At 63.8% G+C, this 25,508-nt stretch carries 38 protein-coding genes; all 38 read right to left on the bottom strand.

Translation table 11 applies throughout. The annotated features are described in order from the left end of the window. Nucleotides 1-11: 11 nt before the first annotated feature. The 38 genes from AOT83_RS26520 to AOT83_RS26355 all read right to left on the bottom strand — a co-directional run bounded on the left by AOT83_RS26520 (nucleotide 12) and on the right by AOT83_RS26355 (nucleotide 25,507). Nucleotides 12-2,360, bottom strand: coding sequence for a hypothetical protein (locus AOT83_RS26520; RefSeq protein ID WP_057965626.1), 2,349 nt, complete (start codon nucleotides 2,358-2,360; stop codon nucleotides 12-14). A 39-nt stretch (nucleotides 2,361-2,399) separates the two neighbouring features. After that, on the bottom strand, nucleotides 2,400-2,690 hold the full coding sequence (locus AOT83_RS26515) for a hypothetical protein (protein ID WP_057965627.1): 291 nt from the start codon (nucleotides 2,688-2,690) through the stop codon (nucleotides 2,400-2,402). A gap of 86 nt (nucleotides 2,691-2,776) precedes the next feature. Then, on the bottom strand, nucleotides 2,777-3,133 hold the full coding sequence (locus AOT83_RS26510) for a hypothetical protein (protein ID WP_057965628.1): 357 nt from the start codon (nucleotides 3,131-3,133) through the stop codon (nucleotides 2,777-2,779). Nucleotides 3,134-3,232: 99 nt separating this feature from the next. Then, nucleotides 3,233-4,048: a hypothetical protein gene (locus tag AOT83_RS26505; protein WP_057965629.1), complete on the bottom strand. Its 816-nt coding sequence runs from the start codon at nucleotides 4,046-4,048 to the stop codon at nucleotides 3,233-3,235. A gap of 93 nt (nucleotides 4,049-4,141) precedes the next feature. After that, nucleotides 4,142-4,543, bottom strand: a complete 402-nt coding sequence (locus AOT83_RS26500) for a hypothetical protein (protein ID WP_057965630.1) — start codon at nucleotides 4,541-4,543, stop codon at nucleotides 4,142-4,144. Beyond that, the gene (locus tag AOT83_RS26495) at nucleotides 4,540-4,911 is read right to left on the bottom strand and encodes a hypothetical protein (protein WP_057965631.1); all 372 of its coding nucleotides are present in this window, start codon (nucleotides 4,909-4,911) and stop codon (nucleotides 4,540-4,542) included. The genes AOT83_RS26500 and AOT83_RS26495 overlap by 4 nt, the downstream gene beginning before the upstream one ends. Next, nucleotides 4,911-5,243, bottom strand: a complete 333-nt coding sequence (locus AOT83_RS26490) for a hypothetical protein (RefSeq protein ID WP_057965632.1) — start codon at nucleotides 5,241-5,243, stop codon at nucleotides 4,911-4,913. Before AOT83_RS26490 ends, AOT83_RS26495 begins: the two co-directional genes overlap by 1 nt. Next, nucleotides 5,240-5,776 carry a hypothetical protein gene (locus tag AOT83_RS26485; protein ID WP_057965633.1) on the bottom strand — a complete coding sequence of 179 codons (537 nt, stop codon included), beginning with the start codon at nucleotides 5,774-5,776 and terminating at the stop codon, nucleotides 5,240-5,242. The genes AOT83_RS26490 and AOT83_RS26485 overlap by 4 nt, the downstream gene beginning before the upstream one ends. An 8-nt stretch (nucleotides 5,777-5,784) precedes the next feature. Next, nucleotides 5,785-6,069, bottom strand: coding sequence for a hypothetical protein (locus tag AOT83_RS28300; RefSeq protein WP_057965634.1), 285 nt, complete (start codon nucleotides 6,067-6,069; stop codon nucleotides 5,785-5,787). Between the two features lie 72 nt (nucleotides 6,070-6,141). Beyond that, nucleotides 6,142-7,455, bottom strand: coding sequence for a phage major capsid protein (locus AOT83_RS26475; protein WP_057965635.1), 1,314 nt, complete (start codon nucleotides 7,453-7,455; stop codon nucleotides 6,142-6,144). Between the two features lie 24 nt (nucleotides 7,456-7,479). Further along, nucleotides 7,480-8,250 carry an HK97 family phage prohead protease gene (locus AOT83_RS26470; RefSeq protein ID WP_057965636.1) on the bottom strand — a complete coding sequence of 257 codons (771 nt, stop codon included), beginning with the start codon at nucleotides 8,248-8,250 and terminating at the stop codon, nucleotides 7,480-7,482. After that, on the bottom strand, nucleotides 8,250-9,533 hold the full coding sequence (locus AOT83_RS26465) for a phage portal protein (RefSeq protein WP_057965637.1): 1,284 nt from the start codon (nucleotides 9,531-9,533) through the stop codon (nucleotides 8,250-8,252). Before AOT83_RS26465 ends, AOT83_RS26470 begins: the two co-directional genes overlap by 1 nt. A gap of 11 nt (nucleotides 9,534-9,544) precedes the next feature. Then, nucleotides 9,545-9,739, bottom strand: a complete 195-nt coding sequence (locus tag AOT83_RS26460; protein WP_232785175.1) for a hypothetical protein — start codon at nucleotides 9,737-9,739, stop codon at nucleotides 9,545-9,547. A 10-nt stretch (nucleotides 9,740-9,749) separates the two neighbouring features. Then, nucleotides 9,750-11,546, bottom strand: coding sequence for a terminase TerL endonuclease subunit (locus AOT83_RS26455; protein WP_057965639.1), 1,797 nt, complete (start codon nucleotides 11,544-11,546; stop codon nucleotides 9,750-9,752). Then, a complete protein-coding gene (locus tag AOT83_RS26450) occupies nucleotides 11,512-11,952 on the bottom strand; it encodes an HNH endonuclease signature motif containing protein (RefSeq protein WP_057965640.1) in 441 nt (146 codons plus the stop codon). Before AOT83_RS26450 ends, AOT83_RS26455 begins: the two co-directional genes overlap by 35 nt. Further along, nucleotides 11,949-12,449 (bottom strand): phage terminase small subunit P27 family, encoded by a 501-nt coding sequence (locus tag AOT83_RS26445; RefSeq protein ID WP_057965641.1) that lies wholly within the window; start codon nucleotides 12,447-12,449, stop codon nucleotides 11,949-11,951. The genes AOT83_RS26450 and AOT83_RS26445 overlap by 4 nt, the downstream gene beginning before the upstream one ends. Nucleotides 12,450-12,667: 218 nt before the next feature. Then, nucleotides 12,668-12,901, bottom strand: coding sequence for an HNH endonuclease signature motif containing protein (locus AOT83_RS26440; RefSeq protein WP_240488010.1), 234 nt, complete (start codon nucleotides 12,899-12,901; stop codon nucleotides 12,668-12,670). Between the two features lie 260 nt (nucleotides 12,902-13,161). Continuing rightward, entirely contained in the window at nucleotides 13,162-13,329 is a 168-nt protein-coding gene (locus AOT83_RS27995) for a hypothetical protein (protein ID WP_165592902.1), read from the bottom strand. Further along, nucleotides 13,326-14,276, bottom strand: a complete 951-nt coding sequence (locus AOT83_RS26435) for a hypothetical protein (RefSeq protein ID WP_057965642.1) — start codon at nucleotides 14,274-14,276, stop codon at nucleotides 13,326-13,328. Before AOT83_RS26435 ends, AOT83_RS27995 begins: the two co-directional genes overlap by 4 nt. Beyond that, nucleotides 14,269-14,880, bottom strand: coding sequence for a hypothetical protein (locus AOT83_RS26430; protein ID WP_131726920.1), 612 nt, complete (start codon nucleotides 14,878-14,880; stop codon nucleotides 14,269-14,271). Before AOT83_RS26430 ends, AOT83_RS26435 begins: the two co-directional genes overlap by 8 nt. After that, entirely contained in the window at nucleotides 14,877-15,542 is a 666-nt protein-coding gene (locus tag AOT83_RS26425; RefSeq protein ID WP_082628301.1) for a crossover junction endodeoxyribonuclease RuvC, read from the bottom strand. The genes AOT83_RS26430 and AOT83_RS26425 overlap by 4 nt, the downstream gene beginning before the upstream one ends. A 765-nt stretch (nucleotides 15,543-16,307) precedes the next feature. Next, complete coding sequence (locus AOT83_RS28385; RefSeq protein ID WP_276203390.1) at nucleotides 16,308-16,442, bottom strand: hypothetical protein; 135 nt, start codon at nucleotides 16,440-16,442, stop codon at nucleotides 16,308-16,310. After that, nucleotides 16,439-16,609: a hypothetical protein gene (locus AOT83_RS27990; protein WP_165592901.1), complete on the bottom strand. Its 171-nt coding sequence runs from the start codon at nucleotides 16,607-16,609 to the stop codon at nucleotides 16,439-16,441. Before AOT83_RS27990 ends, AOT83_RS28385 begins: the two co-directional genes overlap by 4 nt. After that, on the bottom strand, nucleotides 16,606-16,899 hold the full coding sequence (locus AOT83_RS26415) for a hypothetical protein (protein ID WP_240483018.1): 294 nt from the start codon (nucleotides 16,897-16,899) through the stop codon (nucleotides 16,606-16,608). The genes AOT83_RS27990 and AOT83_RS26415 overlap by 4 nt, the downstream gene beginning before the upstream one ends. After that, complete coding sequence (locus tag AOT83_RS26410; protein ID WP_240483019.1) at nucleotides 16,896-17,099, bottom strand: hypothetical protein; 204 nt, start codon at nucleotides 17,097-17,099, stop codon at nucleotides 16,896-16,898. Before AOT83_RS26410 ends, AOT83_RS26415 begins: the two co-directional genes overlap by 4 nt. Beyond that, nucleotides 17,096-17,266, bottom strand: coding sequence for a hypothetical protein (locus AOT83_RS27985; RefSeq protein ID WP_157858367.1), 171 nt, complete (start codon nucleotides 17,264-17,266; stop codon nucleotides 17,096-17,098). The genes AOT83_RS26410 and AOT83_RS27985 overlap by 4 nt, the downstream gene beginning before the upstream one ends. After that, nucleotides 17,259-18,272 (bottom strand): hypothetical protein, encoded by a 1,014-nt coding sequence (locus tag AOT83_RS28295; RefSeq protein ID WP_240483020.1) that lies wholly within the window; start codon nucleotides 18,270-18,272, stop codon nucleotides 17,259-17,261. The genes AOT83_RS27985 and AOT83_RS28295 overlap by 8 nt, the downstream gene beginning before the upstream one ends. Continuing rightward, a complete protein-coding gene (locus AOT83_RS26400) occupies nucleotides 18,265-18,858 on the bottom strand; it encodes an HNH endonuclease (RefSeq protein ID WP_057965646.1) in 594 nt (197 codons plus the stop codon). Before AOT83_RS26400 ends, AOT83_RS28295 begins: the two co-directional genes overlap by 8 nt. Next, a complete protein-coding gene (locus AOT83_RS26395) occupies nucleotides 18,858-19,277 on the bottom strand; it encodes a DUF4326 domain-containing protein (protein ID WP_057965647.1) in 420 nt (139 codons plus the stop codon). Before AOT83_RS26395 ends, AOT83_RS26400 begins: the two co-directional genes overlap by 1 nt. Continuing rightward, complete coding sequence (locus AOT83_RS26390) at nucleotides 19,277-20,266, bottom strand: phage Gp37/Gp68 family protein (RefSeq protein WP_057965648.1); 990 nt, start codon at nucleotides 20,264-20,266, stop codon at nucleotides 19,277-19,279. The genes AOT83_RS26395 and AOT83_RS26390 overlap by 1 nt, the downstream gene beginning before the upstream one ends. Before the next feature lie 124 nt (nucleotides 20,267-20,390). Beyond that, nucleotides 20,391-21,653 (bottom strand): site-specific DNA-methyltransferase, encoded by a 1,263-nt coding sequence (locus tag AOT83_RS26385; protein WP_057965649.1) that lies wholly within the window; start codon nucleotides 21,651-21,653, stop codon nucleotides 20,391-20,393. Further along, nucleotides 21,650-23,176, bottom strand: a complete 1,527-nt coding sequence (locus tag AOT83_RS26380; protein WP_057965650.1) for a DNA cytosine methyltransferase — start codon at nucleotides 23,174-23,176, stop codon at nucleotides 21,650-21,652. The genes AOT83_RS26385 and AOT83_RS26380 overlap by 4 nt, the downstream gene beginning before the upstream one ends. Next, the gene (locus AOT83_RS27980; RefSeq protein ID WP_165592900.1) at nucleotides 23,173-23,319 is read right to left on the bottom strand and encodes a hypothetical protein; all 147 of its coding nucleotides are present in this window, start codon (nucleotides 23,317-23,319) and stop codon (nucleotides 23,173-23,175) included. The genes AOT83_RS26380 and AOT83_RS27980 overlap by 4 nt, the downstream gene beginning before the upstream one ends. Beyond that, entirely contained in the window at nucleotides 23,312-23,905 is a 594-nt protein-coding gene (locus tag AOT83_RS26375; protein ID WP_057965651.1) for a hypothetical protein, read from the bottom strand. The genes AOT83_RS27980 and AOT83_RS26375 overlap by 8 nt, the downstream gene beginning before the upstream one ends. After that, the gene (locus AOT83_RS26370; protein WP_057965652.1) at nucleotides 23,902-24,150 is read right to left on the bottom strand and encodes a hypothetical protein; all 249 of its coding nucleotides are present in this window, start codon (nucleotides 24,148-24,150) and stop codon (nucleotides 23,902-23,904) included. The genes AOT83_RS26375 and AOT83_RS26370 overlap by 4 nt, the downstream gene beginning before the upstream one ends. Beyond that, a complete protein-coding gene (locus AOT83_RS26365; protein WP_057965653.1) occupies nucleotides 24,151-24,624 on the bottom strand; it encodes a hypothetical protein in 474 nt (157 codons plus the stop codon). Next, the gene (locus AOT83_RS26360; protein WP_057965654.1) at nucleotides 24,612-24,881 is read right to left on the bottom strand and encodes a hypothetical protein; all 270 of its coding nucleotides are present in this window, start codon (nucleotides 24,879-24,881) and stop codon (nucleotides 24,612-24,614) included. Before AOT83_RS26360 ends, AOT83_RS26365 begins: the two co-directional genes overlap by 13 nt. Then, nucleotides 24,878-25,507, bottom strand: coding sequence for a hypothetical protein (locus AOT83_RS26355; protein ID WP_057965655.1), 630 nt, complete (start codon nucleotides 25,505-25,507; stop codon nucleotides 24,878-24,880). Before AOT83_RS26355 ends, AOT83_RS26360 begins: the two co-directional genes overlap by 4 nt. Between the last annotated feature and the right edge of the window lies 1 nt (nucleotide 25,508).

Raw genomic sequence — 25,508 nt, 5'->3', positions numbered from 1 at the left:
TGTACCGCCATTTATGACCACCTGCCCAATTTCGCCGCCGTGATTTCGTCCTGCTGCCGACGCATCATCGACACGGCATCGCTGGTGTCGAACGCGCTGATCGTGGTGTTGAATGTCGGCCCGGGCTGCTGCCCCGCGCGGCCCCCGTGAGCCGTCCCCGCGGGAAGCGCTGCGGGCGCCGGCACAGCGGCCGACGCCGAGATTGGCGCCGCTCCGCCGAATCGGCCAATCCCAGCGCCATCGGACGCACCAAGGCCACCACCGGAACCGCCGCCACCAATGGATATGCCGCTGACGAACTGAGAGATTCCCTTGAGCCAGCCCGGCGAATCAGGAACGCCGAGCACACCGAGCGCCGAGGATACCTGCCCGCCAACCGCTGCGGCAGCTGCGTTGCCGAACTCGAATGTCCGCTCTGGCTGACCGGGCACCTGCGACTTGACACCCATGCCGGCCAGCCCGATCCCCGAGAGCCCGGAAATGGACGACGGCAGATTGAACCCGCCGCCACCGGAGGACGATCCGCCGCCACCCGGCGCCGCCGCGCTCACCGCTTCCGTGCCGCCGGACGAGACCGCGGTGTCGCCGACGGGCGGGTTGACGCCCGCGGCCACGCCCTGCCCGGTCTCGCCGCCCCTGGATTTCAACGCGCCGAGTAGACCGTTGGCTATACCGGGCCCGGAGAAGATGTGCACGTGATCCATATGGTTCTGCGTCGGGCTACCGCGGTCGGCCATCTTCTCCGAGCGCCCACCCGGATACCAGAGTTTCTGTTGCCAGATCGCCCATTTCAGGTCAATGGCCGAGGCGTTGTCGACGGCGAAGTCCTTGACCGCATCGCCCTTGGTCTTGTCGCTGGTCATCACGTCCAGCGCGCGGCCGGTGGAATGCTCCCCGTACTTGTCCTGAGGGCGCCATCCGCCAATGTTGCTGATTCCGAATCGATCACTGATGATCTTGCGCAGCTGGGCAGTCCCGGCGACCAGGCCGCCACCGGCATACCCGGGTAGCTTGCCGGTGGCGTTCACGTAATCCAGATAGCCGGGGTGGTCGCGCTCGATGGACTCTTGCGATGATGCTTGGACGACGAATTCTCGACCGTGCACCACGCCCGCGATCTTGTCTACCGGCCAATTCCCGGTGTAGCCACCGACATTCAGCCCGGGAAGTGGTTTACCGTCCGGTCCGAGGACATGGCCGTCGGGAGTCAGCGAGTAACCGGGCAGCTGTCCGGCTTGAACTTTCGCGCGTATCTGGTCAGGAAGCGGTACCTGCTTCGGCGCCATCGCCGCGTTGCCCTGCCCCACCCGTGGCGGGCCACCGAAGTCACCAACGCCCGGTTGCGGTGGCTTCACACCCGCGTCCTGTGCCCGCCGATCGGCTTCCCAGCGAGACCAATACCGCTCCTGCTGCTCGGCATGCCAGTTCTGGGTGATCCGGTCGAGCGCTTCAAACACCGCGCCAGCCACCGGGATGATGGTGCCCAATGAGTTGACGATGGACTTTGCGCCACTGCCCGCCCGGCCAGGTAAGACCGACCCCAACAGCTCTCCGGTATCGGCAAAGGTGGACTTTACGGTGACTGCTGTTCCGAGGATGCTCTGCAGATTGCCGCCCACGGTCTGCAGCGTCGTGGCCGATCCCTCGCCGAACTCTCGCACCCCGTCAAGCTGGAACCCGAAGGCAGCGCCAATGGTTGCAATGGTGTCAGTGGTGGTGCGCACCCTGTTACCGATATCGTCTGTTGCCCCCTGAATATCACCGGATCGCAACGCATTAGCGATTCCACTCGACCACCCGGCCGCGCCGCTGCGTATCGCCGCGCCGACGTCCGCCAAGGGCGGTAGCACGGCATTCTTGATCGTCTCGCCGATGTTGCCAGCCTTGATGCTGTCGCTAATCGACCCGACGATCGACTTGCCGACGCTGACACGAGCGTTATCGATGCCCCACTTGATGCCATTGACAACTCCGTCAACCATCTCGTCGGCAAGGGGGCCGCCGCGCAGCTCCTCTTTCATGCCGCCCGCGATGCCCTCGACGATTACCTTCGCAGCCTCCCGGCCGATATCGGCCTTGCTGACAGCGTCTTTCGTTCCCTTGGCAACTGCGTCCCCGGCGGTCTTACCGGCCCGCTCGGCGGCGCGGGTGTCGACCTTGGGCTCCACCTTGACCTGCGTCGTCTGCTTCTCGACGGTGTCGCGCGTCTGCTTTCCGACTGCCTCTGCGGCGCGCTGATCAACCTTGGGTGTGATCGATACGCTGACGACCTTGCCGTCGATCTGTTTGTCGATCGCCTCGGTCACGCCATTGAGTGAGGGGATGATCTGCAGGACCGCATATCCGATTGGCGTCGTCACGTATATCTCACCTCCACAACAGTTTTCACAGTCAGTCAGCTACTTGGCGTAACCGCTTTTGCGTTTCAGGAATATGGCCTTGAGCGCTTCTTTCGCTGCAGCAACAGCTTTGGCGACCATCGCGGCCCGCGTCGGATGGTCGATGTCGTCGGGAACCTTCTTCGGGTCGCCGAGCAACTTGACCATTGCCGCCCACACATCGGCGATCAGGTGATCGGTGACCGTCCATCCGGGCTGTCCGTCGTTGACCGCCGCTACCGTGCGCGAATGCGGCGGCAGTTGGCGCACCAGGACGCCGAGGCGGCGGATAGACAGTGTGCCGCGGTACAAATCGGTGAGGTCAAGTCCGTTGTAGTACTGGGCTAGGTCGGCCTCTATCTCGTCGCCATACTCAATGAGTATGCGCCAGAGGCCAATTAGTTTCCCAGCAGTGCGGTGATGTTGTCGCTGAGTTCGTTGTAGTCACGTATCGAGGGCCGCGCAGCTCTGAACGCTTCCCACTGATCCGGGCCCAGTAGCGCCTTGGTGATGGCCCGGTTGTACTCACGCTGCTCACCCTCGGTCTGTGGTTCCGGCCTGGTGCTCATCTCTTCGAAGACCTCGAAAGGCATGTCTTCTCCGAGACCGATTCGGAATTTGACGCCGCACTGCTCGACGGTCACGAACCCGTCTTCGGCCTCGGCCTTGCGTGCCTGCGCCGACCTCTTCGGGTCCGGCTTGGCCGCATCGGCCGGGGTTGCCTTGCGCGGTGCGCTTTTACGTGGTGCGGTCATGTTCGACTCCTTGGCTACAGGGAAAGGGGATCGACTCGCTTGGGTGAAGCCCCGCCCCGGACACGGGAGTCGGTCGCGTCCGGGGCGGGTGCTTTCGACCTACGAGACAGTGACGGTGCCGCCGGTGCCGGTTGCCGACACAGCGGGAACCGGGCCGGTAAAGGTGGCCACCAGTGGGCCGCCGTCGGGGCCTTCGACGGTCACACCGGGCGCGTCGAGTGCCTGCACAGATTCCAAGTCCCGCATCGCGGACTGCAGCGCGTACGCCGTCTTCGCTGTGAGGGAGGCCGTGGTGTCATCACCCACCGTTGCCGTGTAGGCGGTCACGCCCGCGCCGATAGTGAACGTCTTGGTGACGTCGTCGTCGGTGCTGCTGTCCAGGTACTTGAACACGTCGCCATTCGCGTCGGCGGTGTGATGCACCGTGATCTCCGCGAATGACAGCTCGCCATCGACAATGCCGCCGTGGCTCTTGAGTTCGGCCAGCGCCGGGCGCAACGCCACCCACACGCGGGTGATGTCCTCATCGACGTACCGGTACAGCACGTAGATCTGAACATCCTTGGGGATGCCCAACTTGTCCGGCGTGGAGCCGGGCAGCACTACTTTGCGGGTGACGGAGTTGTACTCCAGCGCGGTGAAACCGCTCTTGAGCTTGCCCTTGCGGAACTTGATCCGAAACGACGGATGCCCGAACGCGTCGTATTCCTTGACCTCGCCGGACGGGTCGAGTGGGATGCCCTTCTTGTCGTCGATCAGACCGGAGAACTCCCAGCCCTTGGCGCCGGGGTCGGCGGTGGCGTTCGTCGGGATCTTCGCGGCGATGTTGTTGCCTGGGACATCCTGCTTGAGTATCAGCCAGACCTCGGCCTTATCCGGGATGACGGTAGCGTCGGGATTGATCTTTGCAACCATTGTTGATTCCCTCCTTTAAGGGCGTGAGAGCCCTTGCGGGCCAACAAAAAACCCCGCCAGGTAGGCGGGGTTGATCGGTGCGCTACAGCGCAGTTATCGGGTGCGTGCCCGGGTAAGAACCGTGAACGAAATCAGGTCGCCGCCCGTGCGTTTGTCGCGGGCCTCCAGGAACGCGGCACCGGGCCGGATCGCGGCGACACCAGGGATGCGTGCGGTCAGCAGCCGAGCCATCACCGCATACGCGTACTTCGGTTCCCGGCCCGACGTCCACGACGTGCCGCGGATCGTCGGATCAGTTGCCACCGGCCACATGTCCAATGTGCTTCCGTCGTCAGCGATCACCAGCACCGGATCGGAGTCGAGCGTCCAATCGGCCGGCAACTCCAACACGAACGACAACTCGGGGAATCGGGCCGCCAGATCCGCATCAGCTTTCAGCCAGTCCTTGATCAGCCGCGCAACGTCGACCGGCTCACGCACCGCGGGTAGCGTCACCGGCCAGCCTTGCCTTGCGCCCGCCGCGCAGCCACCCACGCCTCATTTGCATCGCCGGACGCCTTCGCCTCCGCGGGTGTCGCTTCCGGCCGCGCCTTGCGCCCCTTGCCGCGACTGCGCTTCTCTGTGGCAGGCTTGGGCCGCACCTCCAGCCCCGCCGCCGCGGCGGCACGAGTCAGCACGCCATCCTTGGCCTGCATCTCAGCGGGCACACTCACCGAAGCCGCGACGCGGTCAGTGGTGTAGATCTTGACCTCGGCGCCCTCGCCGATCGCATCGGCAACCTGGCCCGCCAGATCCTTGATCGCGCCGGCCGCCAGTACCTTGAGGACTTCGGCGCCGCCCTCTTGGTCCAGTACGAAGGCCATCAGCCTTGCCCCCTGGCGCACAGCACCTCCAGGCCACCGCGACCGTTCATGTTCCAGTCGTTGACGGTGATACTGCGGTATCGCTTGCCGCGCACCGTCAGCTCATCGCTGTTGACCAGATCGGTGCCGGGAAGGAAGTAGACGACGCACTGAGTGTCCTCACCGGTGCGACCGCGCTCGACTCGATCTGCGCCGCCGCTCGATCCTGCCGAGCTGCCGCCAGATCCGGGCGCGACACCGATCGCAGTCAGTGGCACCGGTGCGCCGTCAGCGGTGAGCTTTCCATTTTCGTCACGACCGGCGCCGCGATGCCGGATCACCGGCTCGCTCACGGCTGCGGCTCCAGTCGGTACAGGTCCAGGATCGACAACTCGGCCATGGAAAATGCCGACCCCGCAATGACTTTCTCTTCGGGCCAGCGGAATGGACCAACCGCGATGGGCTTGCCGCCCGTCGGGGCCTGCGACGTACGGTCGGCGTATGAGAGCACCGCGGACTCGAAGTCGGCGGCCTCGACGAATCCGTGATCCATCGTCACCGTGATCGCACCCAGCTTGCTTGACCAGGGCGCCCCGGACTTCTTACGCACCAGCCCGGTCTTGGACCACTCCAGGCTGCCGAGATTGAGAGTCACGCCGTCCTCGACGACGCTGATCAGCTCGACGACCCGGAGAGTCGGCAGCCGTAGCAGCGACCCCCCGGGCCCGTCGAGCTCGACCTCATGCTCTTCCTTGACGGGTGTGACGTGCCAGCCGCACCAACGCTGCACCGCGGCAAGTCCAGCCGCGAGGTTCCGCTCGGTCTCCGAATCATCCGCAACCAAGCGGCCTTTGGTGTACTTCGCCAGTGCGGCTGTATCGAGCACTGTTACGCCTACTTGCTCGCCGGAGCCTTGGCGGCCTTGTTGGCCGGTGCGGGTGCGCCCTTCGCGGCTTCGGCAGCTTCGGCCGCTGCGGCTTCGGCCTGTTGCTTCGCCGCCAACTCGGCCGCCTCTTGTTCGGCGGCAGCCTTCGCAGCTTCGGCCGCTGCGGCTGCCAACTCGGCCTCGATTCGCACCGATGCCAAATCCTTGTGGGACAGGCCCCTAGCCTTCGCGTCCTCATCGTTGAGCAGCAGCGTGGTCTTCACGCCGTTGACCACTACGTCGTACTTTTCCACTGGTCCTCCTTGAGGTGGGGCCGGGGACAGCCACGATGGGCCATCCCCGGCTTCTACTCCGATCAGTGCCATTTAGGCGGTCAGATCCACCGACACGAACGCTGGCGGGCGGGTGACGCCGAACGCCACGCGCTCCTCGCCGAGCACCGCGACCAGGTTGCGCACAAAGAAGTCTTCGTGCGAGTCGGTCATGGTGACCGTGGTCTGCTCGCGGTCCCACAGCACAGCCTTCTTGTAATCGCCGAGTAGGCCATTGCCTTCGGGCTGCGACTCGGACTCGACCACCGGGATTCCCCACAGGGTCCGGTTGGTGATCGACTGCGGTCCGCCGTAGTAGTAGCGGTTCTCGCCGTCCTTGAGCAGGTCCAGCGCCTCGGCGTCCGCGGGGTTAAACACCCACGCGTTCGGGTTGGCCCGGCCCACGTGGCGGGCCTTCGTCACGGCCTTGCGGGTCGTGGTGAAGAAGTCCGTGGTCCACGCCTGGGCCTGGATGCCCGAGGTGTTGTTGATGCCGGCGATGTTCTCCCCGGACCCGGAGCCGTTGAGGATCTGATCCTCTTCCTTCTCGGCGACGTCCTTGCTCAGTTCGTCGTTGATCAGCCCCTCCAGCTGGGCAACGTCGGCCAAGGCGCGCTTGGTGATCGGGACCCATTCGGCGATCGTCTTGACGGTGGTCGAGACGATCTCGAATGCCCACGAGCCTTCGGGCTTGTAACCGCCTCCGGCGACGTTGACGGTCGGGCCCGCGGAGCCCGGGGCGGTCGGCCGTGCCGAGCTGGTCGCCTCAGGCACGACATCGGCGGCATTGGTGTGGCTGGTCTGCCGCACGAATTCCACGGTGTCGCTGCCGGTGCGGCGGGTCGAGATCAGGTCGCGGATCTTGAGTTCCTTGCGTCCGAGCATCTCGACGATGTCGGTGCGCTCGTTGACCACGAACGCGCCGCCGGATGTCGATGAGGAGCCGGTGATCAGCGACTTGACCGCGATCGGTGCCGAGGACAGGTGCGAGCCCTTGGGGATGCTGATCTGTCCGTTGTGAGTGAACGGGTGCAGCATCGCCTTGAACTCGGGCGAGCCGACGACCGCCAGGCCGAGGTTGGACGCCTTGGCCTTGTAGTCGCCGCCGTCGCTGGTCTCGATCGGATTGCCGATCTGCTCGCCCAGCGCCTTGGCCTGGTCGATGACCGCGATGTCGGCCTTGGCGACCTTGATCTGATCCAAGACCTGGGTGGCCTTGCCCATCAGGTCGCTGTATTCGGTGACATCGGTCTCGGGCCATTCGGACTGCCCGCCCTGGCCGTGCTTCTCGGCGATCTCCCGGGCCTTGGCCAGGAATCCGTTGCCGTCCTTCTGGAGCTGTTCCAGCTTCTCTTGCAGTGTCGTCATGTCGATCTTTCTCCTTGGGGTTGGTTAGGTGCTCAGCGCGAATTCCGCGGCGAGCCTGTCCAGCGCCGAGGTGTCGACGGACGACTTCTGGCTGGCCTCGCGCGGCTGTCCCGGCTGCGTATCCGCTTCCGGCGCTTGGCGAGACGGACCGTTGCCGCTGGCCTTTTCCTCGTCTGATGTGCTTTCGAGAGCCGACAACACGCCGCCGATCGCGGTGTGCGCCTCACGTAGTGCGCTCTCGTTTTTGGCCGATAGCACGCGGCCAGCTTTGACCTCGTGGGACACCAGGTCGATGATCGACTTGACTGTCACCACGGAGGTGTCTTGGTTCGCGCCGATGGGCACGAATGAGAATTCGTAAACTTTCAGCTCGCGCAGTTCGTTTGCGCGCAATCCGTTTTCGAGTTCAACACCGGCCTGGTCGATCGTGTCGTAGGCGAATGACAACTGATTGAGCCGGCGGCCCTTGACCAGCCGGTAGACGTGGGGACCCTTCGGCGATTCGAGGTCGAACAGGCCCTTGACCCACCAGCCGTGCTCGTCCTCGCCCATATCCTGGGCGCCGGCCACGTAGAAGTCCGGGTCATCCATCCGGTGACCGAACAATCCGGGCAGTACCAGGCCGGAATTCTTCCACGTCGCGATTGTCTTGAGGAATGCGCCAGGGGCAACGATGTCGCCGTAGCTGTCGGGCTGCTTGATGAATGTCGATGGGTAGACGATGAATTCGCCTTCTTTGAGCCCATCGTCGGGTCCGGCCTTGACCTGCCCGATAGAGGTGTTCTTGGTGAGCATTAGTCCTCCTGCTCGGTTTCGTCGGCCGGCGGCTTCTCCGTCGGGGTCATGGTTGGTGCTGAGCCGTCATCGGCTGGGATCGGTTCCTGGTCGCCGTTCTGGGTGACGTTCAGCGGGCGGATCAGCTCATCGCCGTTTTCGACGGGTGGCAAGTTCGCAAGCGAGCGGCCCTCGTTGATGGTTCGCCATGGCCCGCCGACGGATTGAGTGATTGAGGCGTCGCGCTTCTCGACGTTGCCGCTGAGTTTTTCCATGAGGTTGAACTCGACATAGAACTTCTCGGGCTTGCTCTCAAAATCGGGCAACAGCTGTAGCACGATCTCGTCTTGGATCATCGTCAGCCATGGGCCGAGGGTGTCCTGATACAACATCTGGTGCTGCTCTTCGATATTCGAGAACGTCGCATGATCCAGAATCCCGATCATCGGCGGCGGGATGAAGTACGACCGCGCAACCTCTTCGTCGGTGAGCTTGCGAGATTCGATGTACTGCAAATCTTTCGCCGTCTGCGATGCCGCAACGAACGTCATGCCATCTTCGAGTAGCGGGGTTCCGCCGGCGTTCGCCGCCATCGCGCCCGCGTATTCGGATTGCCACTCGCGTTTGAACCGGGCCTTAGCGTCTTCCGACCACTTCGGGGCATCGGGCACCTTAGGGCGCGAGATGTATCCGGAATGCCGAGCACCGTTGCGCATGATCTGATCGCGCATCTCCGAAGCGGTCCAGTCCTCGCGCAAGATCTGCCGGAGTGATTCCAGCGGGGATACTCCCGCATCGGCGATGCCACCGTAGCCCCGGAAGTACACCACCTCGTCGGCGGGAATCAGCCTCGCGCTCTTGGTGCCCCGGAACTCGAATTGTTCAGGGGTAAGCCAGTTGTCACCCTTGGGTGTGATCAGCGGCGCCGGTAGATGCACCAGGCGTGGCCCGAGCGCGGTCTTGATCTTCCACCAGTAGGCGCAGTCATAGATCGCGAAGTCGTGCACCAACGTGTTCAGGAACCGGTACCGCGTGGTGAAACTGTTGGGCTGCTGCAGCAGTCGGGCCAGGGCATGATCGGTCAGACGCTTACGGTCGTTGTCGCCGCGGCGCTCGAACGTGTGAATGCCGAGCTGGGCGATGTTGCGTGCCAGGAAAGACACCGTGCGCCGCACCGATGGCTGCTTGCGCCACAACTCGAAGTAGTCCATCGCAACCCATGGCGACAGCTCGATTGATCGGATGGGGGTAACACTCGGGCGGGACATTCCGCGTACCGAGCCCTCAGAGACGACGAACGCCATGACACCGCCTCTCAGAGCATCTGCACATAGTCGACATTGGCCCGATCGATCCGAACCTCACCGTCAGCAGGCATTGCATGCTCGACACCCGGCTCATGGACCAGAGCGCCGCGCAGGATCATCCCGGCACGACCATCGAAAGTGCAAACACCCTCAATTGCATTGCCACTGAACAGGTTTACCAATACCTTGCGACCAGCAGCCACATAGCGACGTCTAAACAATCATCAGCCCTTCTTCTTCGTAGGCACTCGTGCCCGCCACCTCACGCGCGGCCAGCGCGCGCGAGAGCGCCATGATCAGTCCCACCACGCCGTCGATCTTGTCGCCCGCATTGGCCTTGTCCGGCTTCACGTTTCCTGCCGGGTCCATCGCGACGGCGAAGTTGTCGATCTCCCAGCGCAACAGCGGATTGCCGCCGTGTCGGATCATGGGCTTGATCGGCAAGCCGTTCTCATCGGTACGGGCGCCGATGCGGATCAGCCGTTGCAGATCCTTGGTCGGTGCGCTCATCGAGGCAAACCCCTGGCCCATGGTGAGCATGGGCGCGCCGTCGCTGGTCAGGTTGTTGATCAGCTGGTTGGCGTTCCAGCGGTCGTAGGCGCATTCCTGCACTAGGAACTCGTCGCGGTCCCGCCCGACCTGCGCCTCGATGAAGTCGTAGTCAGTCACATTGCCCGGCGTCGTGGTGAGCCATCCTTGCTTGACCCACGTCGATGCCGCGTTCGCAGTGCGCTCGTCGAGTGCGGCGATGGAATCCTCTGGCGCCCAATGTCTTGCCAGCACCTCGAACGCGCCGTCCTCGGTGGGAAATACCCATACCAGGGCTGTTAGGTCCGACGTCGAACCCAAGTCCAGCCCGCCGTAGCACTGCCGACCGGCCAACCGGGATAGGTCCACGATCGAGGCGTTGGCGTCCCAGTCTTCGATATCGAGATACCGGGTTTCCTGCTTGGTCCGAATACCCAAGTGCAGCCGCAGGAACCGAGCCAGCTCGGCCGGTGAGTCCTTGGCCTTCTCCGCGGCCTCAATCATGTATTGCTTCGTCGGGGAGATCCCATAGCCCGGATTGGACTTGCGCCACGTCGATTCGGCGAACGGGTCATCGCCCTTGACCAGCTTGCCGTCGGCATACTCGGGCTTCTCCGCGGCGAACACCACCCCGTAAGTGCTCGGCCGCTTGAGCACCCCGCGCGCCAACTTCTCGATCAGGGAGCGCTTCTCGTCGTACGGCGTGTGCCGGCGCCCAGCGTCCGCGGTCGTGATGTAGATGATGAGCGGCTGCTCACGAGAGCCGGTGCCGGTCTCCAGCGCCTCGATCAGCACCATGTCCTTGTGCAGGTGCAACTCATCGACGATCGCGCCGTGAATGTCGGCGCCGTGCTGCGCATCACCCGCGTTGGCGATCGGCTGAAAGTAGCTCCCCGATACCGCGTGGGTGATCCGGTGCTTGAGCGCTCGCAGGTGCCGCTTGAGTCCGGGCGACTTGTTGACGATCTGCCGCACCGGCTCGAAGACGAACCCGGCCTGTTCCTTGGTCGTCGCCGCAGCGAGCACCTGCGCGCCGAACTCGCCATCGGCCGCCGTCAGGTAGATGCCCCACCCGGCCGCCGTCGTCGTCTTGCCGTTCTTACGCGGCATCTCGATGTACGCGATCCTGACGATGCGCACCCAATCGCCCGAATCCACAGAACGATGCACCCAGCCAGCAACAGGTGCAATCGCGTACGCCACCTGCCACACGTCAGGATCGAATCGCTGACCAGCGAATCTACCCTTGGTGTGTCGCAACTGCCGGAATGCAGCAACTACTTTGTCGGCACGCTCCGGGTCGAACCGCGCCCCAGGGACCTCCCGCGGCTCCGGGGTCTTGATCAGCGGCGGGCAGTCAGGTACCGGATAGCCGCGTGTGCGGAGGTAGTACGCGACCTCGGGCGAAAGCTTAAGCGCGTCAAGGTCGGCCGAATCCCAATCGTCGCTAGGCGACGACGGCGGCGCGCTGCGCCTTGGCACGATCGCTCCAGCACTTCCGGCAACGACGGCCGCCCTCCTTGCGCGGCATGACGTTTCGTCCGCTGAGTTCGTGGCCATTCGAGCACTTCGTCCGCCGGGCATACATGGCCGGAAGGCTGATGCCCCTCAACGTGTTCTCTCGCTGCGTAACCGGCTCCAGGTGATCCGGGTTTACACAGCTGCGGAAACGGCATCGGTGGTCCAGATGCTTACCCGGGGGCACGGCATCCACCAGCGCTTCGTACGCAACCCGGTGGGCACCCCGCATTAGCCCGTCGAACCAGTACCGCCCGTAGCCGCCATGCTCCAGCGCTGCGGCCCACAGCCAGCAGCCGCCAGGAATGATCGGCTGCTCAACCTTCGACCAGAACCGCGCGGGTAGGCGGGCATCACCAAACGTGGTCATTCATCGCCCCCTGCACCCGCGAAGGGGTTCGCCTCGAACTCGCCACGATCGTCGTCTCGCTTGGACACGTTGCGCTCGGCCGCCGGCGTCAAACCGAAGTGGTTCGCGAACTGCAGCAACCGTGCTGACGCCTGCTCGGCGACTGCCACCGCGGGATTCTTCGTCCACCACACCGAGGTGGAGCCGTCCTTGCGGGTCGACTCATTGCGCACCGTGATCCCGTTCGCGTTCACATCCCTGGTCGCCGCGACGAACCGCGACCACGTCTCGCAGTAGGCCGCCAACGTCGCACGGTCCTCCGGCTTGATCAGGTCAAGACGCACCAGACCAGGGGCAACGCGCTTCCACTCGGCCTTTGCCTCGCGCGACAGCCACGACGGAGGATTCGGTGCCAGGCGCTTGAACGCCGGGGGCTGCGCAACCGGCCGACCTGCACTGTCCTGACCCTCACCACGACCATTGAGCAAGAGCAGTTTCGCTGGCTGCTGCGCGGGCATCACTCACCACCTATTTGCTGTACGCGGGAGCCATTTGCTGGCACGCCATGGGGTTTATGCATAATTAACCCCCCTTGCATGAATGTTGTGCAGAAAAATGCCGACCTACCGCGGCGAGTCGCATATGTGCTGGTCAGAGCGATATTCACCCCTATACCCCCTCTGACCTGCGAATATGGCCAATCGGGGTTATACGCCATGCATAAACATCTGAATATTTATGCACGCCTCTTTGCGTATGAGTTTGCTGTCCGCAGACGGTGTTTGCCACGCAGCGCGTCGGCGTTGGTCTTGGCCTTGTGGTGGTCATCGCACAGGGACATGAAGTTGCGCGGGTCGTACTTCTCGCCGCCCTCTGCCAGTGGCGTCACGTGGTCTACGTCGTCGGCAAGGCGGGGGCAGCCCGGGTGTTCGCACAGCGGGTGTGTGGCCAGGTATGCATCGCGCACCATCTGCCAGCGTCGGTCATTGCCGCTGTCGTGGGTGGAGCCTTCCCACGCTGGACGGCAGGAGCAGGGCCGGCCCTTGGGCGCTGGCTTGTGGCAGCGAGCGCACACACGCGGTGGTGCACTGGGCATTGGGTCGCCTCCCCGGATATGACAAAACCCCAGCTAGACCGGGGTTTTTCGGGCAGGGTGAACTCCTGACAATTCGGATTCTAGCAGGTCAGAGGCTTGAAATGGCAACGCTGTTCGAGGCCGTGTTGCACCCGTCAATCAACGCGTTGCTTCCAGCCTTTCCATTGATCCAGGCGCACCTTGCCGATCCGCTCATCCCCGTGCCGACCGGTAACGTCACCATGCTTGAGGCATTGCAGCCGCCCCTTGTCGTCCCGAACAATCGAGTAGCAGTAGCAGGTCTCCTGTTGGACGTCACTCACGCCGTCACCTCCAATTCGGACGGTTCCTGTGTTGCGTTGGTGGCTAGGTGTTTCCACCACAGGTGTTGAGCCTGGCTGAAGCTGAATACCCGGGGATCTCCGCGCTGAATGTAATGCTCAACGATACGGCCTTGGTGGACCCAGCCCCGGATGTGCAGCTGGCGTTTCTTGATCCAGCGCCGAAGGTGATTTTTGGACGGCACCGGCTTGGGGTTTCCGTCCTCATCGAGGCCACCTTCGACGGCGCGCAGGGCCTCGAGCAGCTTGGGTTCAGGCATCAGGTCGCGGTCCACGGACGTGCGCAGGCGATTCTTCTGAACGTCGATCTTGGCTTTGCATTCGGGGCATTCGACGAACTGTTCCTCGGCGCCCGCGTACAGCATGTGCCCGCAGGTGATCTGCTGTCCGCGCCGGTCATGTCCCTTGACTGTGGGACACGGGCCGGCGAAATGGCGTTCTTGGCGGTTGATCGCCCGGACGATGGACGCGTGCAGCTCGGCCATATCCAGCGCGCATTCTTCGGCGCCAGGAGTGAGAGCGATGGCGTGCACATGTTCGGCGAGCCACTCGCACATGTCGGCCAGTGTGGGCCGGTAGCGGCGAGGCATGCGTCGCCAGCGTTCATCGGGCAGGGGACCGATGAAGTGAAGCGACATCACTCGCACGGGCTCGAACGTGATATCGCGGTGCTCACAGATGGCGCGCACCCACGTGGTGATGGTCCCGCGCGCCTGACCGGCGATCTCTGATGCGTTGGCGTTGAACGGTAATGGCTCATCGCTGCTCTTGCCGATTGTGGCGCTGGCGAGCTTGTCTTGGCGGGTCACGGTCTCATCGAGCCGCGCAACCAACCAAGCCAGTTGGGTTGCGTGCTCACGCAGCTGCTCGACACATTTCGAGCACAGGTACAGATCGCACTTCTGGGAGCACTTGCGGCACTTAGTCATTGCATAATCCGTCCGCGATCACCTCGGCCACGTGCGTAGACCATTCGATTGAGCCGCTCATATCCTTGCCGCAATCGCACCAATAGCGGACATCGCCGTCCGGGCGTTCGTCATTCCAAAACACGTGCCTCTGGAGCAGCTGTGCAATCGCATCTTTCGCGGTTCGTACGATCGCCTTGTCTATCTCGGCGGCCAGTGTCACTAAGTCGATCACCCCGTCTACGCGGATCACCCCGGGCCTCACTGCGCCCTCATCGTCCTCGATGTTGGACACCCAGCCCGAATCACTCAAGGCTGCAACGATTCCGCGATCCAATGCCGCCGCGATGGCCGACTGCGCCTCACTCGATTCGGTCATGCCGTCGCTCCCCGTCAATTCGTAGACCGCCTCGGCGATGATTCGTTGATCTGGAGAGCCTGGGAAGTACAAGCGTTGGGTGAACTGTCCTGGCAGCTTGCGCATCTCGTCGGCCCAGTCGATCGTGCTGAGATCCACGTCGTTGTAGAACGCGCTGAACCACAGGGTTGGGTCGAACGGATCATCTGGCAAGTGGCCCCATTCGAGTGCGGGCCAACACTTGAGCACTCGGTCCCAATCGCTCATCGCGGCCATGCCACTGCCTCCAATCGCTCCAATTCCGCTGTCGTGTAGACGTACAGGGCGGTGATGCATGGCCAGCGGACAACCGGGCGGCACGATGTGCAGACGGTGCGCCCGTCCTTGCCGGTCACTGGCTGGTGAACCGTCTTCATCGCCTCCTGGCGTTCCTGAACCATCGGCGGCATGGGCTCCCCGAACTGGACCGAGCCCATGAGCGCGAGCACTGCGGCGTCGGCGATGTCGTGGTTGAGAACCTTGACGCCCGGGAACCAATCGCGGACGGCGAGTAGAACCTCGCCTTTCTCTGCCCTACCGCTGCCGGTGGCCCACTTGGCGCGGGTCTGCGGGGGAACTACCGCGACGGGAACCTTTTTGGCGTCCAGCGCGCCGAATAGCCCGTGCCATAGCCCGCTGCGGTCGAACGTCGAGGGCAGGAACTGGCCGTAGGCGGGGCCCTCGATGACGGCGAGATCGGGCCGGCCGTCGCGCAGTGCCCATTCGATGACAGACCGGCACACTGCGCGGACGCGCCGGCTGCGGGTTGCGTACGAATCGCCGTCGTGGCCGCCGTAGCCGATCGAGTGCAGCGCGGTCGGCCGGCCATCGGTCAGCACGGCAAGGCCAGTGCTACGTAGGCTCGGATCGATGCCTAAAACCGTCGTCACTTGCATGCCCCCTGCTCGAATTGGCCCGTCATGATCCGCTCGTATATCAGGTCCGATGCGGTCTGTAGATCGAGGTGTTCGCGCGAACGCGAGCGGTATCGACGCCCCTTGTTGCATGCGAGGCAAGCGCGAACCCCCTTGGAAATTCCGTAGTTGCACAGATTGGGAGCGGCTAGAACATGACCGCGCTTGCAGTGGGTCCTAGAGGCGAGTGCATGCTCTCCAAGCCGCACAGCGTCGAGTTGATTGGCTGAGCGGGTATCCCAGCGCAGGTTGGCGAGTCGGTTATCCGTACGGTCACCATTGGCGTGACATGCCTCCAGCCCGGTGGGGCGTGGGCCCTTGAATGCCTCAAGCACCAGCGAATGAACCATCCTGTTCGCCTGTCGATTTCGCTTGGTCAGTGAGACGGAAGGACGTCCAGAATGGACATGCGGCGTCTGCGGAAGAATGTGCCCGCGGCGTCGCCATCCTCGCGCGTCGAGTCGGTCCAGGCTGCGCACAGACCCAAGGTCACTGACCTCGTAGATTCCCTCGTAGCCGCAGACAGGGCGCCAGTTCTCACTCATCGCGCACCAACTTTCGAGCCGCGGGTGAGGCACGGCGCGATTGCGTCGGTGCCGTGTGGCGTCTTGCACCAGCCGTTCGGTTCGGCCCTGCAGTTCTCGCACGGGTAGTCGATCTTGTCGGCGTAGGCGGCGATGACGGGGCCGCGTGCAGCGCTCGCGCGAGGGCGTCGCGGGACGTACGGGCGCGGGTGCTCGCTCATTCTGCGGCCTGCATTTCCTCGGGGGTGACGTAGCGCCACGGTCCGTAGGTGACCGTGCGCGTGATGATCAGGGCGCCCTCGCGGTAGTTGGACACTTCCTCGATCGCGCTCGCGAGTTCGTCGATGGTCACGGGATCTCCTTGAAGGTGCAGCGGGCGAAGTGGACGATGCGGTAGTTCAGGCCCCGGCACCGTTGTTGGGGCGCGGCTTTGCATGTCGGGCATGGGATGCGCAGTGCGGCCAGGACTGCGGGGGACTTGGGGTTGGCCAGTTTTGGGATCTTGCCCGCGGCGCTCATCGGACATCTTCGATTCGCTTGGGCCAGTAGTGATGCAGTTGCACGCCGCCACCGATGTCGGCGGCCTCGGTGCCGTCGCGCTGGTCGCACCAGCCGATGCCGGTGGTCGCCGATATCCCGCTGCCGTACTCGTCGCCGATGATCTCGATGCTGCATGCGCTGCCGTCGGGGGTGGTGATGGTGATGTGTTCGACCCATTGCGGGTTGTGGATGCGGGCGGCTAGACACACCAGCTGCCATGCGATCCAGGGCCGAAAACCCATCTGGCGCAACATCCACAGGGTGCTCATCGCGCACCAACCATGGCGCCGCGGTTCCAGCACGGGGCGATCTGGTCGCGGCCCTCAGGTGTCTTGCACCAGCTGTTGGACTCGGCACCACAGTTCTGGCACGGGTAATCGATCTTGTCGGCATAGGCGGCGACTACGGGACCGCGGGACGCATTGGGGCGCGGTCGTCGGGGCACGTACTGACGGGGATGCTCGCTCATCGGTCAAGCCCCTTGTGCACGGCGACAATCGGGACGATCGGGTTATGTCTGACGCACGCCTCGCAGTCCCAGCAGCGGCGATTGCCGTTGGCGTCGCGGTAGTGCCATCGGTTGTGCCTGCACGCGCGAATCTTGGCCACGCGCTCGTCAACCTCGCGGTCATTCATCGCCGGCCGCCTTCTCGAGTGCGGCGCGGGCGAGTGCGGACCCCTTGGCTGCCGTCTGCCCGCGGTCGACGTGATCGCAGACGTGGGTGCCGCGGTAGCCGTCGTCGTCGCACAGCTCGCACAGGGCGATGGCGGCGAGCTTGGCTTCGTACGCGACCTGCTGCTCGGCTTCGCGTTGCGCCCGTTGCCGTTCGCTTGCCGCCCGGTCCCACCGCTTGCGTGCTTCCCGGGCGTCGCCGCAGGCGCGGCACGGGTCGTTGGTTCCGCCAGGGTGATTCGAGCAGTGAGGGGGTGGGGGGTCCGGCTCGGCTTCGGCTGGTGAGGTACCCCTGTTACTTAACCCCTCTGGCTGATGGCTGTAGGTTGAGGGCTGTAGGTTGCAGGGAATCGGGACCGAATCTGATTGGTGTTCTGGTTGGTATTCCGTGCCGGGGTCTGGATTACCGTTTTGATTGGTGTTCTGGTTGGCGATGGGAACTGAATCGGCATCACCAATCGACACCGGATAGGCATTGGTGTAAGGCGCCGAATCCGCGTCGGCTTTCTTCATCAGATCGGCGAGATCCTTGCCGGTGTCCTTGTATGTCCAGCACGAGAAATCGGGAGACTCGGACCGCACCCTCTTGATCTCCGAGATGATTGCTGCACGCAGCGATTTGGAGGCCACTGCCCCGTAGGCCTTGACGACGGCTACGGCCATCTTGGGGTTGCGCAGCAGCTCGTCACTGCGGATATAGGAACGCACGAGCACTTCCTCGGTGTCGAGGTCGAACAGGACGAACCGTCGGCGCTCCAGCACCGCGGCGGCGGCTACCAGGCGCGCCTTGGTCATGTCGGCTGCCTTGACTGTGAGCCTGCTCGGTCGCCAGTCGGCGATGCCGGCAGCGGACAGGCTGGCATCAGTGAGCAGCACGCGGGTGTAGAGCCATTGGGCGTCGGCGGGCAGCGCCTCGAACTCGTCGTCGCCGTTGATGCTCACCCGAATTCGGGCGTATTCCCTAGCCATTGTGTCCCCAATCTGCGTCCTTGTAGAATTCGACAATCTCGCGAGCTTCCTTCTGCGCCTGCTCAACTCGCCGCCAGCAGCATCCGCAGAAGTACCGCCACGGATCATCTGATCGAGAGCCCATCGCCACGTCGACCAGTTCGTGTAGGTCGTCCATCTGTAAGCCGAGATCGAGGAAACGCTCGACGCTGGCACGCCAATTGCCCGGCAGGTTGAAGTGGTAGTCATGGATGCCACGGCGGAAAGTCCAGGTGTTCCACTTGTCGATGAACGCCGCATGGATATGGGCCGACTCGGCGCGTTTGGCCGCACGCGCATTGGCTACCAGCTCGATCGCCGTTGCCCAGCGCAGTGCGTCGGCGGCTACGTCGGCAACCAGGGGCGCATCTGCCGGCACCGAAGACTTCCCGGCATTGCATTGGGCGCAAGCGGCGACAAGGTTCGATGGATCATCCGAACCGCCGAGCGCTACGGCGACAACGTGATCGACGGTCAGCTTTACCTCGGGGGCAGAGCACCCGCAGTATCGGCACGTATGCCCATCGCGGCGCAAAATCTCGAATCTCAGCCGTTTGGATACGGGCATTACGCCGTTACCTCCGATTCTGTTGTGGCGTTCGCGATTTCGGGCAGCACGTCGGCATGGCATTGCACCCGCCAGAAGTCGATGCGCCCGTTACGGCATGGGACGGCGGGCGGGCACCAGCAGGCGACATCGCGCCCGGCCAGCTCGCGCTCGACGTCATCGACGCTGTAGGGCAGACGGTCGTTGACAAGGTCTGAGTAGTACTGGCGGGTGGCGGTCTGCCGGGCGTGCTCTGGGACACTAAACGATCCGAGGCGACGTTCCTCAGTGACGTGCCGCACGCAATACCAGGTCCGGCCACGGCTACGTTCAACGACGATGCACCAGGGGTTACCCCACCGGCTCGGCCGCGACACCACGATCGCGCCCTCGGGCTTGCGCCATCCCTTCGTGCGCCGCAACTGGATTCGTTCAGGCATCAGCGCACCACCTCTGGGTACTGGTCCCACGTGCGCCCGTCCAGCTCGCGCCCAGCGCGCTTCTTACCGACGCGCTGCATGGTGGCGCATCCCGGCCGGGGGATGTTGTCAGCGATGATCACACCGTCAGGTGAAACCGTTTCCCACTTGGCATTCGGGTACAGATCGCCGTGCGCCTGCTCAAACTCGAAGTCGTCTGCCTCACGCGTCCAACGCCACTCGCCCCACTGTTTGAACAGGAACGGCACACCGGACGTGACGCACTGATCACGCAGTGAGCGCGCCCAATCGGGATGCATCGGCCTTGCGCCGGGACCGGATTCGCCGCCGACGATCACCCAGTCGATGCTGGCGCCAACGCCCTGACAACCGTGATCGCAATCGCAGTCGCCGCAGCCGCCATACCTCAGATGGTCATCGAGGTTGATCGGCCCGAGTAGTGGCTCGGCGCTGATCCACCGCACGGCGGCCGGGGTGTCAAGCAGTGCCGGGATGCGGAGGTCGGCGCGCTTCTGGTCCTCGGCGCTCACTCCCAACCAGACGTTGGGCAGCGGCCAGTAGTCGCCCATCACATCGCCCGGTAACTCCAGCGCTTGGCACTTGAATACCAACTCGCGGAATGCTTCTGAGTTCAGCAACGACCGCATGCGCCCATGCCGCTTGGTCAGGAGTTGAAATGTGTGCCGCTCGGCGCACGCCATGACAGAGAACACGCGGGCTATGTACTCGTCAGACACCTTGTCGTGGAACAGATCTGACATCGAGTTGACGAACACCTTGCGCGGCTTGGTCCAACGCAGCGGTAACGCGAGCTTGTCGGGTCGCAGCTGCACGTCGAACCCGTTGGCGAAGTAGTGGCCCTCGGTGCCGCGCCAGCGCTCGGCGAATGTCTCGGCATAGCAGTGGTCACAACCGGGAGACACCTTGTCGCAACCCGTGATCGGATTCCACGTCGCGTCTGCCCACTCGATTCCAGTCTTGTCGCCCATCACTCACCCCTTCGGTAGGTCTTGTGGCATTCGTCGCACCGGGGTCGGCCGGCGCTGTGCGGCTCAGTCAGGCAGTCGATGCACCGGCCGTCGCGGTAGGCGGCTGAGCTTTCGGGGGTGCGGGTCATGCGCCCGCCTCCAGCCCGAATAGCCCTTGCTGTAACGGCTTACGCAACCGGGACACGATCAACGGCAAGTAGTCGGCCTCGCGTTCGATCGCGATACACCGACGGTCCTCCAGCACGCACGCCTCGGCGGTCGTGCCGCTGCCGGCGAACGGTTCCAGCACGACCGCGCCGATCGGGGTCACGAGCCGCACCAGCCACCGCATCAGGTCCAGCGGCTTGACGGTGGGGTGCTGCACACCGTCGGCGCTGGGGCGCTCCGAGGTCGGCGCCTTGGCCTCATAACGAAACACCGGGAAGAACCGGGAAGCGCCGCCCGCATCGTCATACTCGGCACCCGTGGCTGTCATACCCCAGCCCGCACCGGATGCCGCGCCCCGCGGCCTGCCGACGCGACTACTGGACACGCCGCTCTGCCGATCGAGTACTTCGGCCTGGTGCTCGTCGAGGACTACATTGGTGGGCCAGCGTCCAGACATGATCGAGGATTCACCAACTGATGAGGTCAGGTTGTCGCGATAGCCCTGCTCAACACGCGAAACGCGCTGCAGACTCGACTGGCTGCCAGCGGGATTGGTTCGCTTGTCCGTGCCAACCCGGCACGCGTCGATGTTCAGCGCCCCGGTGCCGTGCTCCAGCACGTTCGCGACCACGGTGCCGGACAGGGGTTTACGTGCGACGACGATGGGCTCGAATGAGGGCTTGAGCGCGGTACCCCAGCCCTGCCAGCGCTTCGCCGCCTCGGTGGCCGGCGCCGTGACTGCCGACAAGTCGATGGCGGCTGGCTTGCTGGTACCACTGCCATAATTGCCACCGCGCATATCGGTGCGAGGTTGTGCTGCGCGGCCTTCCTTGCGACCAACGACCTCACGCTGTGCGCCCGCTGCCTTGTCGATGGCCTTGGGCACGTCCATCGACTTCGGGAACCCACTGCCATACAGCCATGCGATGCTGTCGCGGATCTCGAAACCCGCGTCCTCGATTCCACTCGAGAGCCGGTGCCAGGTGCGCGAGCCACCGAACGCCAGCAGGTGGCCACCAGGCTTAAGAATGCGCAGGCACTCGGTGGCCCATGCGGTGCACCACGACTGGAACTCATCGCTTGAACGATGCGAATCCCACTCGCGCCCCATGAAGTTCAGCGAGTAGGGCGGGTCTGTGATCACTGCATCGACCCTGTTGTCTGCCAACTCGCGCAGCACGTCGAGGCAATCCCCGTGGTGCAGGGTGACCGAATCGTCTTGGTAGTAGGGCGCGGTCATGAGAGGCTCTCCACACCCACTGTGATCAGATCCCGTGAGGACGGCGGGGTTACCGCGTTGCCTGCCATCCGGACCTGCTCGCGTCGGTTGCCCTTGATCACATAGTCAGCCGGAAAGTCCATGGCGCGCTTAAGTTCCCGTGGTTCCAACATGCGGAATCGGACATCGTCAAGGTTGAACGTTGGCCGCTCGGCAGACAGTAGCGATTGGTGCCCTTCGGTGGTGAGAGTCCGCATGGGCTCGGATACCGGGGTGACCATCTGGGCCGGGTTGCCGCGCGGGGTGTTGTTTCGCATGAGAAGCGCGTGGCGTTCGACAGCGGTCACCGTCGACAGCGGCTCACCGGCCGGTCGGGTGGTGCCCTTGCCGTAGTAGGTGGTCACCAGGCCGTGATGAAACCCGGAAGCAGTGACTGTCGAGAGAGGTTCGGAGAGTGCCCGGACATCGCTGCTGCCTCCGCGCAGTTCGGCCATGAACGCCAGCCCGGTTTCGTTGCGAGTCGTGATGGTGCGCATAGGCTCGGACACTGGTTGTGCTTGCTTGCCCTCGCGCCCTTCGACAGGGATGGCGAGTGCCTTGGTGGTCTCGTTGGCCGTGACGGTCGATAGCGGTTCATCCAGACCGCGCACGCGGTAGTCGTGCCGTCTTTCGACAATGAACGGTGCCCAGTAGCGGTCGATGCCGGCGCAGATCCTGGCCATGGTCTTGTCGGCGAGGGGCTTCTCGCGGTCGCCGAGGCGAGTGCCCAGCAGTGTCCAGTCGATGATCTCGTCGGCCACGCGCACTGAAGGCTCGATGATCTGGTTGCGGCACTTAACGTTCGGGCACCGGTAGGCGTATTGCTGGCGGTAGCGGCCAACGGTGTTGCCAGGCTTCTTGAACACCTGCATGGCGTTAACGGGCCCGCAGTCGGGGCAGACGACCCGGGGGCGCACCACGCGCTCGAAGTCGGGCGCTCGGTTGGCGCGGCGCCAGAACATCACGTACAGGCGATCCCGCGACTGTGGTGCGCCTAACCCACCGAGTTGGGCGTGCATTGAGTTCAGCATGACGAGCCGGTGGTCATAGCCAAGGGAGTCCATCGCCGCCAGCCATGCGTGGAACGGCGCCCACTTCGCCGCCTCTACGACGTTCTCGACGAATACCACTTCGTAGCGGTGATACTCAGAGAACCGGACGACATCCCACATGGTTGCCCGCGAGCGCTCGGCAGCTTCGTCAGGCAGTGACTCGCCGAACAGGTCAGGTTGCGCGTCAATACGCTTGATTCCCTTGGCCTGTGAGTGGTTCGTGCATTCGGGCGAGAACCATCCGAATGTCGTCTTGGGGAAGTACTTCGGGTGGATCTGCGACAGGTCCGCGCAATAGTGGTCCGCGTCGGGATGATTCTCGTTGTGCGTTTCCACCGCCAGCTGCCAGTGGTTGGCCGCTGCCCGGACGGACACACCCGGAACCTGAATGGCTCCGGTGCTGGAACCGCCAGCGCCGCAGAAGAAATCAGTCATCGAAATATGGGTACTCACGCGGTTGTCTCGCCTCTCGCGTCGTCTCGGTCGCCGCACATGCCGAGGTGTGCGTACGGATGTCTTGGTGCCCGGTTCATCTCGGTCATGGCGTTGCGCGCGGCGCGTGCTTCGTCGCGCTCGGCGGCGTAGATGTCATTCACGAGGGCTGCACCCCATCACTGCGTCCCATTGAGCCCGCGTCCAGAGCACGTCTCCCATGGCGGTGTGCCGGTCGAACACCTCCGGGTCAACCCCAACGGCGGCCGACAACTGATCCGACTTCCATGGCGGCGGGAACAACTCACCCTTGCCTGCCAGGTACCCGACAACGACGTTCTCCACGTCGATCAGGTGATAGTGCCATGGGTCAGGAATGCGGGCGGGGCGCAACAGCTGGTGGCTGATCCGGGCGGTGTCGAAACTCGGTACGGCGCCGATGATGTGGGGACGACCGGATAGGAATCCTTCGATAAGCGCCGCCGCCACGGGGATGCTGAGGGCATTGGCCGGGTCGAACCGATCGCGGTAATCGGCGGCGAACTGCTCGGGTAGCGCATCAGGTCCGGCAAGCCATGGGTCGGGGTAGTGGTGAATCTGGATGTGAAGCCTGCATTCTGTGGATGTGATGCCGCTCGCGTCGGCAACTTCTGGGCTGTTGATATGGCGCCTGATTGCCGCGAACTCCCATATGGGCGCGTCGATATCGAGCCCGAGGGTCTCGGTGTCCATGAAGACGATATCGGTCATAGCACTCTCACTTTCGGGCCTGCCAGTTCAGACCAGGGCTTGCCGAATAGCGCGATCGAGATCAGGTCGAGCGTGGCCTCGATAGCCGAAATGGCTACCGGCACGATGATTTCGACGTACACCCCGTACGGGATGTTCTGCACCTGCCACCAGGTGACGGGTGGGTGCTCGCCGAGTGGGTAGTCATCGACCACCGTGGCGGGAGCAGAATCGCCGCGGTGGTCGATGACTGGTTGGGTGGGCACTTACTCGCTGCCGTCCTCGTCGGTGCCGTCGGAGAACGCCGGCCCGCCAGTGAAGGACACGACGTTGCCGTCGTCACCCTGGCCGTCTTCCTGGCCGCCATCGTCGGTGCCGTTCTGGTCCTCGTCGTCATCGTCTTCGAACAGGGGCTCTTGGCCATCGCACTCGGGGACCTCGGCGCCGTTCTTGGCCTTGGGCTTGGGCATCTGCTCGCCGAGTGGCCAAGCAACAATGATCTTGGCCTGACGCACAGGCACTTTCGGACTGTCGGGGGTGTTCTGATCGAAACCGGCGTGCTTGATGTACAGGCGCGCCGATATGTCGATGTATTCGCCGGCCTCGGGCGGATCACTCAGGGTCATGAGTAGGGCTTGACCGAGCCGGATCTCGGTCGGGCCGGCAGCCACGCCGTCGTCGAACTTGTCGAGTTCGTTGGTGGACTTGAGATCGGCGGGCTTCTCGGTTACTTCGGCCATGATGCGACTCCTTCATCTGTTGCGGTGGTGGTGCTTTCGGATATTTGGGCACGCCGAGACTTCTCGTACTCCAAAACTTTGATGAGCATGCTTGCCTCGTCGCAGGTCAGCTCCTTGGACGATTTCAGTTCGCGCACAACCTCATCGCTCATCCACTTGAGCCGTGCAGCGCGATCGACGAGGCCGCATTCCTTGGACAGGATGTTGAGCTTGTACAGCTGCTTGTCGGTGATCATGCGCACCGCTGGCGCGCTCATTCGGCCGGCTCCGGTGTGACGATTTCGGAGTTTTCCTCGTCGGGTTGCTGCCCGGCGTTCTCGAGGATTTCGACCGCCTTATCGGCCTCGGCGCTGGTCAGGTCTTTCAATCCGGCGACGCTGTGACCGATGGCTCGACCGATCCACGCGAGCGCGACGTCCTTGTCGTCGAGGCCGCATTCGAGCAGTAGCGCGTAGAGCCGCTTGGACTGGTCGGGGGTGATCGCATCGGTGGCAGCTGGCAGTGGGTCGACGATGAACGGTGCCCGTCTGCCCCGGGTCACGGTGAGCGCAACCGTCATCCGCTCGTCGATGTCGCTCATGTGCGAGATCCGGATGCCGCCGACCTCCTGGCCGCCGAACCTGATCGCGGGATCGCAGTACAGCGTCATGCGCCGACCTTGGTATTTCGATGCGTCAGGGCCCCATGCCGCGACCATCACGCGGCGCATCGACTTGCACGGCTTGAACGGGCGCCCATCCCCGAACTCGACAAGGGCGACTTTCACAGGCTGGTCGGCATCGCCTCGTGAAACACCCTTGATGGTCACCGTTTTCGGTCCGACGAGCAGATCCTCGGCATTCAGCTGGTCAGACTTCGGAACTATGGTCTCGCTGATGTCCATC

Origin of the sequence: Mycobacteroides sp. H001 (assembly GCF_001440005.1) — a bacterium.
Classification (GTDB): Bacteria; Actinomycetota; Actinomycetes; order Mycobacteriales; family Mycobacteriaceae; genus Mycobacterium; species Mycobacterium gwanakae.
The sequence above is the reverse complement of the archived record's forward strand: the minus strand, read 5'-3'. Positions and strand labels throughout refer to the sequence as shown.